The following is a 15,157-nucleotide window of genomic DNA, read 5'->3' as shown; positions in this document are numbered from 1 at the left end:
CTAAACTGGCCGTAGAGGCCCGCCGGAACACCCCGCAGACACCGCGTATTTCAGGAGCACCGCATAATGCAGCAACAAGCCATCGTGGTCAACGAACCCACCGACGCCACCGGATTGCAGCTAACCCGAATCCCCGTCCCCGTCCCAGGGCCCGGACAGCTGCTGGTCAAGGTCGCAGCCACCGGCGTCAACTTCATCGAAACCTACCAGCGCAGCGGCGTCTACAGCGTCGACTACCCGTTTGTGCCGGGGTCCGAGTTCTCCGGAGTGGTGGAGCAGATCGGCCAAGGCGTCCAGAACTTCAAGCCGGGCGATCGCGTAGCCACCGCCTCAGGGGTGGCCGGATACTCGAACTATGCCGTGGTCGATGCCGAGCTGACCGCCAAGGTCCCGGACTCGGTGGACCTGCATATCGCTGCCGCCCTGCCCCTGCAGGGCATGACCGCCCATTACCTGGTCCACTCCAGCTACATGGTGCACAACGGCGATGTCATCCTCACCTATGCCGGCGCGGGTGGCGTGGGGCTGATCCTCACCCAGTTGCTCAAGCTCAAGGGCGCCACCGTGATCACCACCGCCTCCAGCCAGGAGAAGAAGGACCTGGCCAAGGCCGCCGGAGCCGACTACGTGGTCGACTACAACCAGGTCGCCGAAACGGTCGAGAAGGTCACCGGGGGCAAAGGCGTGAACGCGGTCTATGACGGCATCGGCAAGGACACCTTCGACACCTCCCTGGCAGCACTGCGCCGGCGCGGCACCTTGGTGCTTTTTGGCGGCGCCAGCGGGCAGGTCCCTGATTTCAACCTGCAGCGCCTGAACGCTGGAGGATCGCTGACCGTGACCCGCCCCAAGCTCGCCGATTTCCTGACCTCGGAGCAGGAAATGCACTGGCGCTTCGGCGATATGGTCGGCTGGGTGGCCACCGGCAAGATCGATGTGCGCATCGGAGCCCAGTACCCGCTGGCCGAGGCGGGCGCAGCACATGCGGCGCTGGAATCGCGGGCCACCACCGGCAAGGTCATCCTGCTGCCGTAGCTACCAGCTTTGGGCCCGGGGAACAACAATGTGGCCAGTGCCCCGGGCCCACGGCGTAGCAGTTGCGAAATCAGTGAGACTTAGCCGACAGTTCAGCCGAACCAGCCGCACCCGTTCATCCACTGCCCCTTAAGATAGGCACTGGATCTCCCGATCCGCCCCTCCAGCATCCATATCCTTTGTGGGACGCTCTCCCCCAGCGCCCCGATTCCATTTACGCAGTTAAATGAGAAGGGATGGGTCCGTTCATCATGGACAACGATCAAGCTACGGCGCCGGATCAAGAAATCTATGCTCCGCAGTTTCCTTCCGGTGCCCTGGCCCCGGCTCCTCGAACCCTTTTGGACATCCTGCGGGCCACCGCCCGGGCCTACCCCGACGCCCCCGCCATTGATGACGGGGAGCGCACCGAAAGCTACGCCGAGCTCATCGAGGAGGTCAAGGCCAAGGCCCGCCGCTTGCATGAGCAGGGGCTGGGCGCCGGCGACCGCATTGGCGTGCGCGTCGAATCCGGCACCCGCCACCTCTACGAATGGATCCTGGCGATCCTCTGGGTGGGCGCCGCCTACGTTCCGGTGGATGCCGATGACCCCGACGAGCGGGCCAAAACCGTCTTCACCGAAGCCCGGGTGGCCGGAATCATCAAGGGCACCGGCACCATCGTGGCCGAGTCCGGGCGGCCCAAGCCATACGCCGCGCCACGGATGCCGGGGCTGGAGGATGACGCCTGGATCATTTTCACCTCGGGATCCACCGGAAAGCCCAAGGGCGTCGCTGTATCCCATCGTTCTGCGGCAGCCTTCGTTGATGCCGAAGCGCAGATGTTCCTGGCCGCCGACCCGCTGAACACCACCGACCGCGTGCTCGCCGGGCTGTCGGTCGCCTTCGACGCCTCCTGCGAGGAAATGTGGATCGCCTGGCGCAACGGCGCCTGCCTGGTGCCCGCCCCGCGCGCCCTGGTGCGCAGCGGCATGGACCTTGGGCCTTGGCTGATTTCCCGCTCCATCACCGCGGTCTCCACCGTCCCCACCTTGGCGGCGCTGTGGCCAGCCCAGGCCCTGGACTCGGTGCGCCTGCTGATTTTTGGCGGCGAAGCCTGCCCGCCCGAGCTCGCCGGCCGCCTGGCGACCGAGGGCCGCGAGGTCTGGAATACCTACGGCCCCACCGAAGCGACCGTGGTGGCCTGCGGTGCCACCATGGACGGCAGCCTGCCGGTGCGCATCGGCCTGCCGCTGGCCGGCTGGGACCTGGCAGTGGTCGACCCCCAGGGCATTCCGGTGGCCGAGGGCGATTCGGGCGAGCTGATCATTGGCGGCGTGGGCCTGGCCCGCTACCTGGATCCCGAAAAGGACGCGGAAAAGTACGCCCCCATGCCCACCCTGGGCTGGGAGCGCGCCTATCGCTCCGGCGATATGGTCGTCAACGACCCGCTGGGGCTGATTTTCATCGGCCGCGTTGACGACCAGGTGAAAATCGGCGGCCGGCGCATCGAGCTGGGCGAAATCGATGCGGCCCTGAACTCCTTGGCAGGAGTATCCTCGGCGGCGGTGGCGGTGCGGGAAACCGCCACCGGCAACAAGGTCCTTGTCGGATACCTGCAAGCTCCCGAGGACTATGACCTGCCGGCGGCCCGCAGCGCGCTTTTGGATGACCTGCCGGCGCCCATGGTGCCGATCCTGGCCGTCATGGACAGCCTGCCGATGAAGACCAGCGGCAAGGTCGACCGCAATGCCCTGCCCTGGCCGCTGCCCGGCACCGAGCAGAACGATTCCTCCGGCGAACTGCCGCCACTGGACGAGGTGGGAGAATTCACTGCCGAAGCATGGCAGGGAGCGCTCGGTGCGCCCGTATCCGGGTTGGACGCCGACTTCTTCGCCGCCGGCGGGGGTTCGCTCTCGGCAGCCCAGCTGGTCTCGGCCCTTCGCGTGCGCTATCCGGATCTGACGGTGGCCGAGCTCTATGACTACCCGCGCTTCGGTGCCCTGGTTGAATTCCTCGGCGGGCAGCAAGTCACCAGCGAACCGGTGGCACCGCGTACCGTGGCGCGCACCAAGCGCATCACCCAATTGGCCCAGACCCTGGTGGCCTTCCCGCTGTTCATCCTTTCGGGACTGCGCTGGTTCACCTATTTGATGATCGGGCACGTGGCCATGGTGTCCATGGGAATTTTCGAAGACCCCTTGCCCACCCCGTGGTACGTGATCGCCGGATTATGGCTTCTCTTCGTCACCCCGATCGGCCGCATGGCCCTGTCCATCCTGGCCAACAAGCTGCTGCTGCGCGGGCTGCAGCCCGGGGTCTATCCGCGCTCCGGATCGGTCCACCTGCGCCTGTGGCTGGCTCAGCACGTCGCCGACGTAGTGGACCCGATTTCGCTGTCCAGCGCACCGCTGCTGCCCTGGTACGCCCGCATGCTCGGCGCGAAGATCGACCGCACCGCCACCTTGCACACCCTGCCGCCGGTGACCGGAATGCTCACCGTGGGCCCGGGCGCCACCATCGAGCCCGAGGTGGATGTCAGCGGCTACTGGATTGACGGGGACAAGGTGCACGTGGGCGCCATCGAGGTTGGCGCCCGCGCGTCGATCGGCGCGCGCAGCACCTTGGTCCCCGGAGCGGTGATCGGCGAAGACACCATCGTCGAGGCCGGTTCGGCTGTCTACGGAAGTGCCCGCGCGAACTCCCGGTACGCCGGCTCGCCTGCGACCCGGCAGTCCAAGGCCAAGCCCAAGTGGCCAGAGACCGAACCGGACTACCGCAAGCTGCCTCGAGTGCTCGCTGGCGCCGCCTCGATCCTGCTCAACCTGTGGCAGTGGATCCCCGTGGTTCTCGCCCTCCTGTCGGTCGCCCCGATCCTGCGGCCAGCCCCGTCGCTGGCCGAAATCGGCTGGCGTTTCGTCCCGGCCGTGATCGTTGCGGCGCTCGCCTGGTTCCTGTCGAGCATGATCCTGACCATCCTCGTGGTGCGCCTGCTGTCCATCGGCCTGGTCGAAGGATGGCATCCGGTCACCTCGCGCGTGGGATGGCAGGCCTGGGCGACCGAACGGGTCCTGGATACCGCCCGCGACCAGCTCTTCCCGCTCTATGCTTCGCTGTTCACCCCGATCTGGCTGCGCCTGCTGGGGGCCAAGGTGGGACGCGATGTGGAAATTTCCACCGTGCTGCTGATCCCGAAGATGACCACCATCTCCTCCGGCGCCTTCCTGGCCGACGACACCATGGTGGCCTCCTATGAACTCGGCGGCGGATGGATGCATATCGCCCCTGTGCGCGTGGGCAAGAAGGCCTTCCTGGGCAACTCCGGCATCCTGCATGCAGGACGCCGCGTGCCCAAGCGTTCGCTGATTGCGGTGCTCTCGGCCACGCCGAAGAAGATGAAGGCCGGTACATCGTGGATCGGTTCCCCTCCGAACAAGCTGCGCCGCACCACGGTGGAAGCCGAGTCGGAGCGCACCTACCGGCCAGCCCTGAAATTGAAGATCATGCGTACCTTCTGGGAGCTGGCCCGTTCACTGGCAGTCTTCACTACCGTGGCCATCGCCGGTGGCGTGCTGTGGACCCTGGCGACTTTGGCCACCCATGCCGGAGTCTGGGCGGGCATCTTGCTCTCCGGCGCGGTGCTGGTGCTCGCCGGCGCAGTGGCCGCGGCGATCGCGGTGGCAGCCAAATGGCTGGTGGTCGGCCCGATCCGCCCCGGCGAGCACACCCTGTGGAGCTCCTTCATCTGGCGCACCGAAATGGTCGATTCCTTCACCGAGCTGGTGTGCGCCCAATGGTTCGCCCGCCTCGCTTCGGGGACCCCGGCCCTGGTGTGGTTCCTGCGTGCCCAGGGAGCGAAGATCGGCCACGGCGTGTGGTGCGAAAGCTACTGGCTGCCCGAAGCCGATCTGGTGACCCTTCAGGACCATTCCACGGTCAACCGCGGCTCGGTGCTGCAGACCCACCTCTTCCACGACCGCATCATGTCCATTGACGCGGTGACCCTGGGTGCCGGAGCAACTCTCGGCCCGCACAGCGTGATCCTGCCGGCCGCGCAGATCTCCGAAGGCACCACCACCGGTCCAGCCAGCCTGATCCTGCGCGGCGAGGTTCTGCCCGCCAATACCTACTGGCGGGGCAATCCGGCAGTACGCTGGAACATCAACCCGGATACGCACCTTCCACAGCCCGCCACACAGGAAGCCTGAGGCAACACACCGATGCACCATCGCATATTGGATGAGTACACCAAGCACCACGGCTCCCCGGACTACACCGTGGAGCACTACGACGTGAACCTCGTGGTGAAGCTGGCCAGCAACCACCTCGATGGCCGGGCGATGCTGCGCATCCGCGCCCTTGAGGACCTCAACGAGATCGCACTGAACCTCAATGGGCTCAAGATCATCAAGGCCACCTGCCAGGGGCGCAAAGTCTCCGTGGCCAAGAAGCACCACCGCGTCGTGGTCTCGACCCCGAATCGGGTCAAGGCCGGCGAGCATATCGAGCTGAACCTGCGCTATGGCGGCAACCCCGCGGTGGATAACGGGCCTTGGGGCGAAGTCGGCTGGGAAGAGCTGACCGATGGCATTCTCGTTTCCGGCCAGCCGGTCGGGGCTTCCACCTGGTTCCCCTGCAATGACCACCCCAGCCACAAGTCCTCGTACCGCTTCGAGGTGTCCACCGACGCCGGATACCGGGTCGTTGCCAATGGCGATTTGCTCTCCCAGCGCCGTTCGGCCAGCCGCTCCACCTGGATCTATGAACAGCGTGAACCGATGGCGACCTATCTGGCCACCTTGCAGATCGGGCGCTATGCCGAAATCGCTTGTGACCGCGGGCACCATCTGCTGGCCTACTCGGTACCGGGCAACGACTTGGCGGTGCGTGGCGCCTTTGCCAAGCAGGGGCAGATGGCCGAGATCTTTGAACGCAAATTCGGCCCGTACCCCTTTGAGAATTACAAGATCGTGGTGGTCGACGACGAACTGGAAATTCCGCTGGAAGCCCAGGGCATGAGCATCTTCGGGCGCAACCACCTGTCCCTGGACTGGGAGGCACAGCGGCTGATCGCCCACGAGTTCGCGCACCAATGGTTCGGCAACTCGCTGACACCTGCTGGGTGGAAGGACATCTGGCTGAACGAAGGGTTCGCGTGTTTCAGCGAGTGGGTCTACTCGGAACACTGTGGCGCCATGCCGATGGAACAGCGTGCCCGGGCCGCCTGGGAGAAGCTCAATGCCCTCCCCCAGGATCTGCTGATCGGGGATCCCGGCCCGGAGGACATGTTTGACGATCGCGTCTACAAGCGCGGTGCGCTGGCCCTCTACGCGCTGCTCAAGGAGCTGGGCGATGAAGCGTTCTACGAGATGCTGCGCGATTGGACGGGCACCTATCAGCATGGAAGTGTCGATGCGAAAAAGTTCGGCAAGCACCTGAAAAAGCATGCGCCCGGCATTGAAACTGATCAAATTCTGCACAATTGGCTTTCCGAACTCCAGCTGCCGCCCTTCCCTAGCTGAACGCCGGGCCCGCCGGTGTCCTCGTTCAATTCCGATTCATTGGCTGTTCATCCACTGAATCTAGGCTTGCCACCATGAGCGTAGAAATCCCCCTGCTTGATGATGCTTTCCGCGGCTACTCGGTGCTCGACGATGATGATGACGATCCATTGTTGTTGCGCGCCGATGGCAGCGTGGTCGATACCTGGCGCGAGGACTACCCCTACGAAGAAAAACTCGACCGCGAAACCTACGAGCTCGAAAAGCGTGCCCTGCAGATTGAGCTGCTCAAGCTTCAAAAATGGGCCAAGGCCCATGGCCGGCGCATCATGATTGTTTTTGAAGGCCGCGATGCCGCAGGCAAAGGCGGAACGATCAAGAGATTCACCGAGCACCTGAATCCTCGTGGCGCCCGCGTTGTGGCCCTGGAAAAACCCAGCGACCGCGAATCCACGCAGTGGTACTACCAGCGCTACGTGCAGCATTTCCCGTCCGCCGGGGAAATCGTGCTGTTTGACCGCTCCTGGTACAACCGGGCCGGTGTGGAACGCGTCATGGGATTTTGCACGCCAGCCCAAGCGGGCCATTTCCTCAATCAGACGCCCCTGTTTGAACAACTCGTGGTGGACGAAGGCATTGATCTGGTGAAGTTCTGGTTTTCCGTCTCCGCCAGCGAGCAGCTCACCCGATTCACCATTCGCCGCCTTGATCCCGTGCGCCAGTGGAAGCTCTCCCCCATGGATCTTGAATCCCTGGACAAATGGGACAAGTACACGGAAGCAAAGAAGGAAATGTTCCTCAAGACGGACACCGACCACGCTCCGTGGACGGTAGTGAAGTCCAATGACAAGAAGCGCGCACGGCTTGCGGCCATGCGCCATGTGCTGAACCGCTTTGATTACGCGGGCAAGGACCATGAGCTGGTCGGATCACCCGACCCGCAGATCGTGGGCCGTGCAGCCAACGTCATCACCCACGGCGAAGAGTTCTAGGTCCTTGCAAATTGCTGCCGAACGGCAATCGCGGTAGCCAGCAATCCGTGCCCCACCCGATCCTCGGCCGTCCATTGCCCGGAAACCGCGGACAGGTCTGTGCCTTGGTGCAAGGTCCCGGACTGCAGGACTCGGGCGGTGAAGGCCCCGGGCCGCTGGCCCACAGTGATCTCGCATTCAAGGAAATCCAGCCATCGCCGTGCCATCGGAAACCAGGTCTTGAAGACGCTTTCCTTGGCGCTGAAAATCAGCCTGTCCCAGGCGATGCCCGGTTCCACGGTGGACAGCCGCTCTACAGCCTCTTGCTCAGCTGGCAGCAGGAGAATATCCACGGTGCCTGGCGGCAGGGCCAAATGCGGTTCGGCGTCAATGCCGATCGCGCTCCACAGATCCGAACTTGCCACGGCAGCGGCCCGCAGCCCTTCGCAGTGCGTCATGCTTCCCACCACACCCCGGGGCCAGACCGGTGCCCGGTGCTCATCAGGCACCAGAACATGTCCGCCGTGGCCCAGTTTTGCGAGCGCTTGCCGGGCACAAATGCGCACCGTGCGAAATTCTTGCTGGCGGGATTCGACCGCGTTGGCCACGTAGATCTCTTCGGGCCGGTATCTAGGTCCCTCGTCCAGCTCCGAACGTGTTTCTGCCACGTGTACTGACGCGGGCAGCAGCTTGTTGAAAATGCGCATCAATCCTCGCTAGAAGCGCGAAGACCCGCCGGAGCCAGAGAAGCTGCCGCCTCCGGAATATCCGGTAGACACCGACCCGGATGAGCTGGCGGATTCCCGCGACTGGTCTACCGAGTTCGCGCCAGAAGTGTAGCCGGCGTGGTAGCTGCTGACGCTCCAGTACATCGCGCCGGGGTTCAATACGTCCAGGATGGTCCCGCCACGCGGGCTATGGCTTCCGGTGGAGTTGCGCGAGCGTTCCATCGCCTCGCGCATCTGTTCCTTCTCCTCGTCATTTTCTGCATAGGCGTCGATTTGCGCCTTGGCAAACTCGTCCAGGCGCTCGGTCAGTCCTTGGCGAAGATCGGAGAGCTGGTCCAATGCCTGATCTACATCGATTTCCTCGGTCTTCAATTGGGTGCCGAGTGCTTCCAGCGATTCTGCGGCTGTCACCCGGTATGAAGCCAGCGCCGCGGCACTGCCTGCCAATCCGGGTTCGGCATCATCAACGAGCGTGGAAATCTGCGACAGGTCATCGGCGAGCGGCTTGGTTTGCGCACGCCATGCGTCTTCCCATGAAGCCGAGCGAGTGTAGAGGGCCGCGGCGGCAATGATGGCGTCGTCGGTGCGGTCGAGGTTTTGCGCGTCGTCCTTGAATTTCTTGGCGGCTTCCACGCCATCGGTTGATGACCGGTACTTCTTCTCAGCTGTGTCCAGTTTGGCTTGTGCATCGAAGGTTTCGCGATAGTTGGCCATGAAGTCGGCAAAGCGGCGTTCCAGCTGCGCGGCGTGCGCCGATCCTGTGGGCAGAGTTTTTGCGGCGAGCTCGGTTTCTTCCAGGTCCATCGTGACATTGGTCAGATGCTCTCGTCCTGCGTGAAAATCCTGGGCAAAGTTCTTGCGTCGCGAGGAACGCACTGCGGCAGTGGCTCCCAGGACAATTCCGGTGCCGCCGCCTCCGGCTGCTACGGTCCACCAGAGCGCAGGGCTCTTGTACCAGGGCCGATTCATGATGCCCGAGGCCTTGGTGGCTACGGCTATTACGCCATCGGTCCACCTCGACAGGTTGAAATCTTCGTAGCCTTTTTCTTGGATGCTTTCCATCTGGCCGGTGCTGACCTTGCGGTCTTCGCCGAAGTACGTGCCGATTTGCCCGTCTCCGGGTCCTTCGACGGACAGGGTGATGACCAGCAGCCCATCGGCCCAGTAGTCGCCGTAGTCCTCAGGCTTATCCGAAATCCATTCCGGATGGGATTCACGGGCGAATTCGAGGGTTTTCGCATTGATGTCATCCGAGTACTCGCCATTGCGCGTATACACCGCGACGTTGGTCGGTTCGTTGAAATCCAGATCATCGAGGGCATCTGAAAGCCGTTCACGATTGATCACGCCAGCGGTATCGTCGATGGTCACTGTCCCCAGGTTTTCACCGGCGTGGATTTGTACTGCCGGCACGGCGTGGGCCGGTGCCGCCGCGGTGAAGAATCCCCATGCCAGGATTGCCAAGGCACTGACAGCGGGCCCCTTTCGAATGCTACGTGTCATGCTCGCTTCTCCTTAGACCGATGCCAGATGGTGAGTCGACGACTGCTTCCACCAGTTTATCGATCAAAAGGGATTTTTGCCGCGGGACCAGCCGAGACGTGGATCTGCTCGTCACGATCCGCTGCTTCGCCGCTTTCTGGGGCACGCAGCAGCTTCTCCCCGGGCGCCATTCGCAACGACGTGATGCATTGCTCAGAGATGGGGCTCCCTTTCGGATTATTGCCTAATCAATAAGCAAAAACCGCTCCGGACTAGTGCTGAAAACCGAATCAGGCCTTTGATGCCAGAACCATGGCAAGGAAAACGGCGGTAAAATTGCAGAATGACTAGCATTGACGATTCAGGGGCATCCGTCCTTTCAGAACCAGAGCGCGAAATCCTCACCTGGGACACCTTCGGCGAGGCATCCCGCGAACTGGCACAGACCATTGTTGATAGCGGCTTCGAGCCGGACATCGTCCTGGCTGTGGCACGCGGCGGCCTGCTGCTGGCCGGCTCGATTTCCTACGCCCTTGGCGTCAAGGCCTGCGGCGCCCTGAACGTGGAGTTCTACACGGGCATCGGCACCGTGCTTCCCGAGCCAGTGGTGCTTCCGCCAATGCTGGATGATGGCCACCTGCGCGACAAGAAGATCCTGATAGTCGACGATGTCTCCGACTCCGGCCGCACCTTGGAGAAGGTCGTCGATCTGGTCTCCGCTTGGGGCGCAGATGTCAAGACCGTCTGCCTCTACACCAAGCCGCGAACCATCATGGTCCCGGACTACGAATGGCGCCGCACCGACAAGTGGATCACTTTCCCATGGTCGGACCGGCCACCGGTTACCGCTGGTGCAGCAAAGTAATTTTTTGATCTTCAGCAGGGGACGATGCCCATCGTTCCCTGCTTTTGCTTAATCATGCAGGTCGGTGTTCAGCATCTCGCGTATGTAGCTAGAGGTGCACAAGGCCATGCAATACGCTGAAGACATGACTTCCCCACTGCTGCTGACGGCAATCTCCGAAGCCGACACGGATTTCGTTGCGGAGCTGGCCGCGGATGAGCGAGTCACCGCCTACATCGGTGATGGCCAGCCGTGGAGCCGCGCATACTGCGAAGAGCGTGTAGCCCACGTCCTGGAAAGCCCTGGAATTTCGTGGTTCATTGCCTGGCACGGCAAGGTTCGCATCGGCCTATTCACGGCAACACGGCGCTCCGGGGCCATCGAGATCGGGTATTGGCTGGCGCCAGAGTTCTGGGGCCAGGGGCTGGCCAAGGACTTGGTCGCCCTGGGCATAGGGCAGCTGGAAAAAGCTGGAATCACCGACCTCATTGCCAGGGTGGCACCCGATAATGCGGCGTCGCTTAAAGTCCTTGAACGGCAAGGATTTCTCCTTCAAAGCCAGGACGCGTCGCTTCTCACCCTCACCAAAGCCGCAAGGCCGCTCTAATAGGTGCTCGCCTCATGCGGCAGCCCGAAGCTGGTAGGCCGCAAGGGATCCGGGGCTTCCTCTTCTGGCTGGTAGGTCGGAGTCGGTTCATCTTGCAGGTGTGCTCCCGCACCGCGCTCGATGAACACCACGACTGCCCAACCCGCTGCGATGAGCGCTGCGATTGCCAGCAGGCCGAGGAACAATACCAGCAGCACGGCGCCGCATGAACGCAGTCCCTTCACGAGCCGTCACTTCCTTAGCATCAAATAAAAATCAGCGGTTTCCCAGAATCAAGTGTAGACGCCTTCGGTGCAAAACCCGGACACGGAAAATCACAAATGCCCCGCCCATCGCCTTGAAATTAATCAAGGCAGCCGGCGGGGCATCTGCAGTTCCAGCTAGCGCTGGGTGGCACCAAACTTCTCGGCAGCCACAGCTACAGCGGCTGCGCGCGCCTCGGATGCCTCATCGGCGGTCAGGGTGCGATCGGTAGCGCGGAAGCGCAGGCCGAAGGCCAACGACTTCTTGCCATCTTCGATCCCCTTGCCCTGGTACACGTCGAACAAGGCGATATCTTCGAGCAGCTCGCCTGCGCCTTCGCGCAAAGCGGCCAGCACTTCCCCGGCGACAACGTCCTGGTCCACGACCAGTGCCACGTCCTGGGTAGCCAGCGGCTGGCTGGACAGGTGCTGGGCAACAACTACGGCAGGAGCCGCATCCATCAGCGCAGCAGCGTTCAGTTCCATGGCCACGGTGCGCGCTGGCAGGTCCCAATCCTTGAGCAGCTGCGGGTGCAGTTCGCCGGCGTAGCCGACAACTTCACCGGCAACCATCAGCTGTGCGGCACGGCCCGGGTGGAAGCCCTGGTGGCTGCCCTGGACAACCTCGAGCTGCACACCGAGGATCCCGGCAACTCCTTGGGCGGTGTCCAAGGCGTCAGCCCAGTCCCATGCGCGTGGCTCGAAGCCAGCGGCGGCCGAGGCTTCATGCCCGGTGAGGACAGCAGCCAGATGCCATGGCTGGCGGGGCACGCCGTTGAACAGCTCGGCCAGCACTTCATCACTGGGCTTGGCGCCCAGTGGCGGAAGCACGCTGGAGCCCAGTTGCTCGCCTGGCAGGAATACCAGGCCGCCCTCGTAGAGGGCCAGATCGCGGAAGCCGCGGCCGATATTGCGGCGCGCGGTGTCCAGCAGCCCTGGCAGCAGGCTGGTGCGCAGGAAGCGGAATTCCTTGGAGATCGGGTTGGCCAGCGAAATGGCCTTCACCGCGGTGCCCGCCGTTGCTGCGCCGAAGGTGTTGTTCTGCAGCTCGGAGACGAACGGGTAGGACAGGATCTCGGTCAGTCCTGCATCTGCCAAGCCCTGGAGCAAGCGGCGACGCTGGGACTGCGCGCGGGTCAAGCCACGGCCTGGAGGGGCCACTGGCAAGGTTGCCGGGATCTTGTCGTAGCCCACAACGCGGGCCACTTCCTCGACCAGGTCTTCCTTGATGGCCAGGTCCGGGCGCCAGCTCGGGGCGGTGACCAGGAAGCCGTCGGCGTTCTGCGCCACGGTGGCGCCGATGCCTTCGAGCGAGTCCACGGTCTGCTCATCGGTGTAGTCCACGCCGATCAGTGCGCTGGCGAAACCTGCTGGCAGCTGGATCTGCGTATCGGCTGGCTGCGCGCCGGCATCGGTGATCCTGGTGGTTTCGGTGCCACCGGCCAGCTGCACGAGCAGATTCACGGCGCGCTGGGCCGCGATCTGCATGATGCTCGGGTCCACACCGCGTTCAAAGCGCTTGGAGGCTTCGGAAGGCAGCTTGTGGCGGCGGCGCGATCGGCCGATGGACACGGCGTCGAAGTGCGCGGCCTCGATCAGCACCCGGGTGGTCGAATCCGAGACCTCGGTGGCCGCCCCGCCCATGACCCCGGCGATGCCCAGGGCACCGGATTCGTCGGTGATCAACAGGTCCTCGGCCGAGAGCTCGCGCTCCTTGTCGTCCAAGGTGGTCAGCTTCTCCCCGGCATTGGCGCGGCGCACGGTGATCGCGCCGGTGAGCTTGTCGGCATCGTAGAAGTGCAGCGGTGCGCCGAGCTCCAGCATCACGTAGTTCGAGATGTCCACCGGCAGCGAGATCGAGCGCATGCCCGCCAGCTGCAGGCGCGAAGCCATCCAGCGCGGGGTGGGCAGGGCCGGGTTGATGCCGGTGACCTCGCGGGTCACGAAGCGGGTGCAGCCAGGGACATCGTAAATTGGCGCCTGGTCGGCAAGCACGACCTCATGGCCGGCCTCGGTGGCTTCAGCGACCGCAACGGTGCTTGCCGGGTCGGTGAAGGAGGTGCCGGTAGCCAGCGCGTACTCGCGGGCCACGCCGCGGATCGAGAAGCAGTAGCCGCGGTCCGGGGTCACGTTGATCTCGGCGGCCTGGTCGTCCAGTCCGAAGAGCTCGAAGACGTCGGTGCCCAGTTCCGGATCCAGCCCGTAGTTGGAGAGCACGATGATGCCATCGTGGTCATCGCCGATGCCCAGTTCGCGGGAGGAGGCGATCATGCCGGCCGAGGTGTGGCCGTAGGTCTTGCGCGGGGAGATCTTGAAGTCTCCTGGCAGCACCGCTCCGGGCAGGGTGACAACAACCTTGTCGCCTTCCACGAAGTTGTGCGCGCCGCAAACGATCCCCTGCACGCCCGTCGGGTCGATGCCCTTGCCGGCCAGGGTCTGCTCGGTGCCCTCCGGGACCACGCGGACCTGGCACCAGTTGATGGTCTTGCCGTTGGAGGCGACTTCCTTCTCCAAGGAGAGCACCTGGCCGACCACGATCGGGCCGGAAAGCTCGTCGGAGGGGCGGTGCACGTCTTCTTCTTCGAGGCCGACCTTGACCAGGTCCGCCATGACGTCTTCAGCCGAGGCGTCGGCCGGTACCTGCGCATACTCGCGCAGCCATGAAAGTGGAATACGCATTGCTTAGATCTCCATCCCGAAGTGCTGGCTGAAACGGATGTCGCCCTCGATCATGTCGTGCATGTCGGGGACATCGTTGCGGAACATGAGCGTGCGCTCAATGCCCATGCCGAAGGCAAAGCCGGAGTACTCTTCCGGGTCGATGCCGGCAGCGCGCAGCACGTTCGGGTTGATCATGCCGCAGCCGCCCCACTCGATCCAGCGCGGGCCGCCCTTGGCACCCGGGTGCCAGATATCCAGCTCGGCCGATGGCTCGGTGAAGGGGAAGTAGGCTGGGCGCAGGCGGATCTGGGCTTCTTCGCCGAACATCTGGCGGGCGAAGTGCTCCAGGGTGCCGCGCAGGTCGGCCATGGTCAGGCCCTTGTCCACGGCCAGGCCTTCGAACTGGTGGAAGACCGGGGTGTGGGTGGCATCGAGCTCATCAGTGCGGAAGGTGCGTCCCGGGCACAGCACGTAGACCGGCAGATCGCGCTCGAGCATGGAGCGGACCTGCACCGGGGAGGTATGGGTGCGCAATACCAGGTGCGCGTCGGCAGGCTCAATGAAGAAGGTGTCCTGCATTTCGCGGGCCGGATGGTCCGGCTTGAAGTTCAGCGCGTCGAAGTTGAACCATTCGGATTCAACTTCTGGGCCCTCGGCAATTTCCCAGCCCATGCCGACGAAGATGTCGGACACCCGGTCCTGCAGGACCGAGAGCGGATGGCGGGCGCCAAGGGGGCGGCGGCGCGCGGCAGCGGTGACGTCAACGGTCTCTTCGATGAGGATGCGGGCGGCTTCCGCTTCTTCCAGCACCGTGGTGCGGGCAGCCAGCGCCTTGTTGACCCGTCCGCGGGCCGAGCCAACCAGCTTGCCAGCGACGGCTTTCTCGGACTTGTCGAGCTGGCCGATCTGGCGGTTGGCCAGGGACAGCGCCGACTTTTCACCGGTATGCGCCAGGCGGGCTTCCTTCAGCTCGTTCAGGTCGCCGGCAGCCTCGATGGCGGCCAGGGCAGCTTCAACGGCTGCCTGGATTCCTGCTTCATCGGTTGGGTGCGGAACGTTGGGCTCCCCGTCGGGAGCTTGTCCAGTTGTCTGATCAGACATGGGATC

Annotated in this window: 11 protein-coding genes; 6 read left to right on the top strand and 5 right to left on the bottom strand. The window is 63.8% G+C overall.

The genetic code is table 11. From position 1 onward, the window contains the following. Positions 1–66: 66 nt before the first annotated feature. The 4 genes from AOZ07_RS06015 (at position 67) to ppk2 (ending at position 7,507) form a co-directional block, all read left to right on the top strand. Positions 67–1,035 (top strand): quinone oxidoreductase family protein, encoded by a 969-nt coding sequence (locus tag AOZ07_RS06015; protein WP_060701165.1) that lies wholly within the window; start codon positions 67–69, stop codon positions 1,033–1,035. A 251-nt stretch (positions 1,036–1,286) separates the two neighbouring features. Beyond that, positions 1,287–5,222: a Pls/PosA family non-ribosomal peptide synthetase gene (locus AOZ07_RS06010; protein ID WP_060703332.1), complete on the top strand. Its 3,936-nt coding sequence runs from the start codon at positions 1,287–1,289 to the stop codon at positions 5,220–5,222. A 12-nt stretch (positions 5,223–5,234) separates the two neighbouring features. Beyond that, on the top strand, positions 5,235–6,536 hold the full coding sequence (locus AOZ07_RS06005; protein WP_060701164.1) for a M1 family metallopeptidase: 1,302 nt from the start codon (positions 5,235–5,237) through the stop codon (positions 6,534–6,536). A 74-nt stretch (positions 6,537–6,610) separates the two neighbouring features. Further along, positions 6,611–7,507: a polyphosphate kinase 2 gene (gene ppk2 / locus AOZ07_RS06000; protein ID WP_075972429.1), complete on the top strand. Its 897-nt coding sequence runs from the start codon at positions 6,611–6,613 to the stop codon at positions 7,505–7,507. Here the strand turns inward: ppk2 and AOZ07_RS05995 are convergent. Together AOZ07_RS05995 and AOZ07_RS05990 are read right to left on the bottom strand one after the other, a co-directional pair. Continuing rightward, on the bottom strand, positions 7,504–8,193 hold the full coding sequence (locus AOZ07_RS05995; RefSeq protein ID WP_060701163.1) for a 4'-phosphopantetheinyl transferase family protein: 690 nt from the start codon (positions 8,191–8,193) through the stop codon (positions 7,504–7,506). The genes ppk2 and AOZ07_RS05995 overlap by 4 nt on opposite strands. Before the next feature lie 9 nt (positions 8,194–8,202). Then, on the bottom strand, positions 8,203–9,717 hold the full coding sequence (locus tag AOZ07_RS05990; protein ID WP_060701162.1) for a DUF5129 domain-containing protein: 1,515 nt from the start codon (positions 9,715–9,717) through the stop codon (positions 8,203–8,205). Positions 9,718–10,039: 322 nt separating this feature from the next. On the opposite strand from AOZ07_RS05990, the gene AOZ07_RS05985 reads away from it, so the two are divergent. Both AOZ07_RS05985 and AOZ07_RS05980 read left to right on the top strand, forming a co-directional pair. Further along, positions 10,040–10,561 carry a phosphoribosyltransferase gene (locus AOZ07_RS05985; RefSeq protein WP_060701161.1) on the top strand — a complete coding sequence of 174 codons (522 nt, stop codon included), beginning with the start codon at positions 10,040–10,042 and terminating at the stop codon, positions 10,559–10,561. Between the two features lie 124 nt (positions 10,562–10,685). After that, positions 10,686–11,147, top strand: a complete 462-nt coding sequence (locus AOZ07_RS05980; protein WP_194943814.1) for a GNAT family N-acetyltransferase — start codon at positions 10,686–10,688, stop codon at positions 11,145–11,147. Here AOZ07_RS05980 and AOZ07_RS05975 read toward each other — a convergent pair. From AOZ07_RS05975 to pheS, 3 genes are all read right to left on the bottom strand, one after another. Beyond that, positions 11,144–11,371 (bottom strand): hypothetical protein, encoded by a 228-nt coding sequence (locus tag AOZ07_RS05975; RefSeq protein ID WP_060701159.1) that lies wholly within the window; start codon positions 11,369–11,371, stop codon positions 11,144–11,146. The genes AOZ07_RS05980 and AOZ07_RS05975 overlap by 4 nt on opposite strands. A gap of 156 nt (positions 11,372–11,527) precedes the next feature. Further along, positions 11,528–14,068, bottom strand: a complete 2,541-nt coding sequence (gene pheT / locus AOZ07_RS05970; protein WP_060701158.1) for a phenylalanine--tRNA ligase subunit beta — start codon at positions 14,066–14,068, stop codon at positions 11,528–11,530. Positions 14,069–14,071: 3 nt separating this feature from the next. Next, the gene (gene pheS, locus AOZ07_RS05965) at positions 14,072–15,151 is read right to left on the bottom strand and encodes a phenylalanine--tRNA ligase subunit alpha (protein WP_060701157.1); all 1,080 of its coding nucleotides are present in this window, start codon (positions 15,149–15,151) and stop codon (positions 14,072–14,074) included. Between the last annotated feature and the right edge of the window lie 6 nt (positions 15,152–15,157).

This window comes from Glutamicibacter halophytocola (genome assembly GCF_001302565.1).
Lineage (GTDB): Bacteria > Actinomycetota > Actinomycetes > Actinomycetales > Micrococcaceae > Glutamicibacter > Glutamicibacter halophytocola.
This window is presented reverse-complemented; position numbering and strand designations above follow the sequence as displayed.

Bases quoted from the DNA above. Each gene is read 5' to 3' on its own strand.
- AOZ07_RS06015 (WP_060701165.1), top strand. From the start codon at position 67: ATGCAGCAACAAGCCATCGTGGTCAACGAACCCACCGACGCCACCGGA.
- AOZ07_RS06010 (WP_060703332.1), top strand. From the start codon at position 1,287: ATGGACAACGATCAAGCTACGGCGCCGGATCAAGAAATCTATGCTCCG.
- AOZ07_RS06005 (WP_060701164.1), top strand. From the start codon at position 5,235: ATGCACCATCGCATATTGGATGAGTACACCAAGCACCACGGCTCCCCG.
- ppk2 (WP_075972429.1), top strand. From the start codon at position 6,611: ATGAGCGTAGAAATCCCCCTGCTTGATGATGCTTTCCGCGGCTACTCG.
- AOZ07_RS05995 (WP_060701163.1), bottom strand. From the start codon at position 8,193: ATGCGCATTTTCAACAAGCTGCTGCCCGCGTCAGTACACGTGGCAGAA.
- AOZ07_RS05990 (WP_060701162.1), bottom strand. From the start codon at position 9,717: ATGACACGTAGCATTCGAAAGGGGCCCGCTGTCAGTGCCTTGGCAATC.
- AOZ07_RS05985 (WP_060701161.1), top strand. From the start codon at position 10,040: ATGACTAGCATTGACGATTCAGGGGCATCCGTCCTTTCAGAACCAGAG.
- AOZ07_RS05980 (WP_194943814.1), top strand. From the start codon at position 10,686: ATGACTTCCCCACTGCTGCTGACGGCAATCTCCGAAGCCGACACGGAT.
- pheT (WP_060701158.1), bottom strand. From the start codon at position 14,068: ATGCGTATTCCACTTTCATGGCTGCGCGAGTATGCGCAGGTACCGGCC.
- pheS (WP_060701157.1), bottom strand. From the start codon at position 15,151: ATGTCTGATCAGACAACTGGACAAGCTCCCGACGGGGAGCCCAACGTT.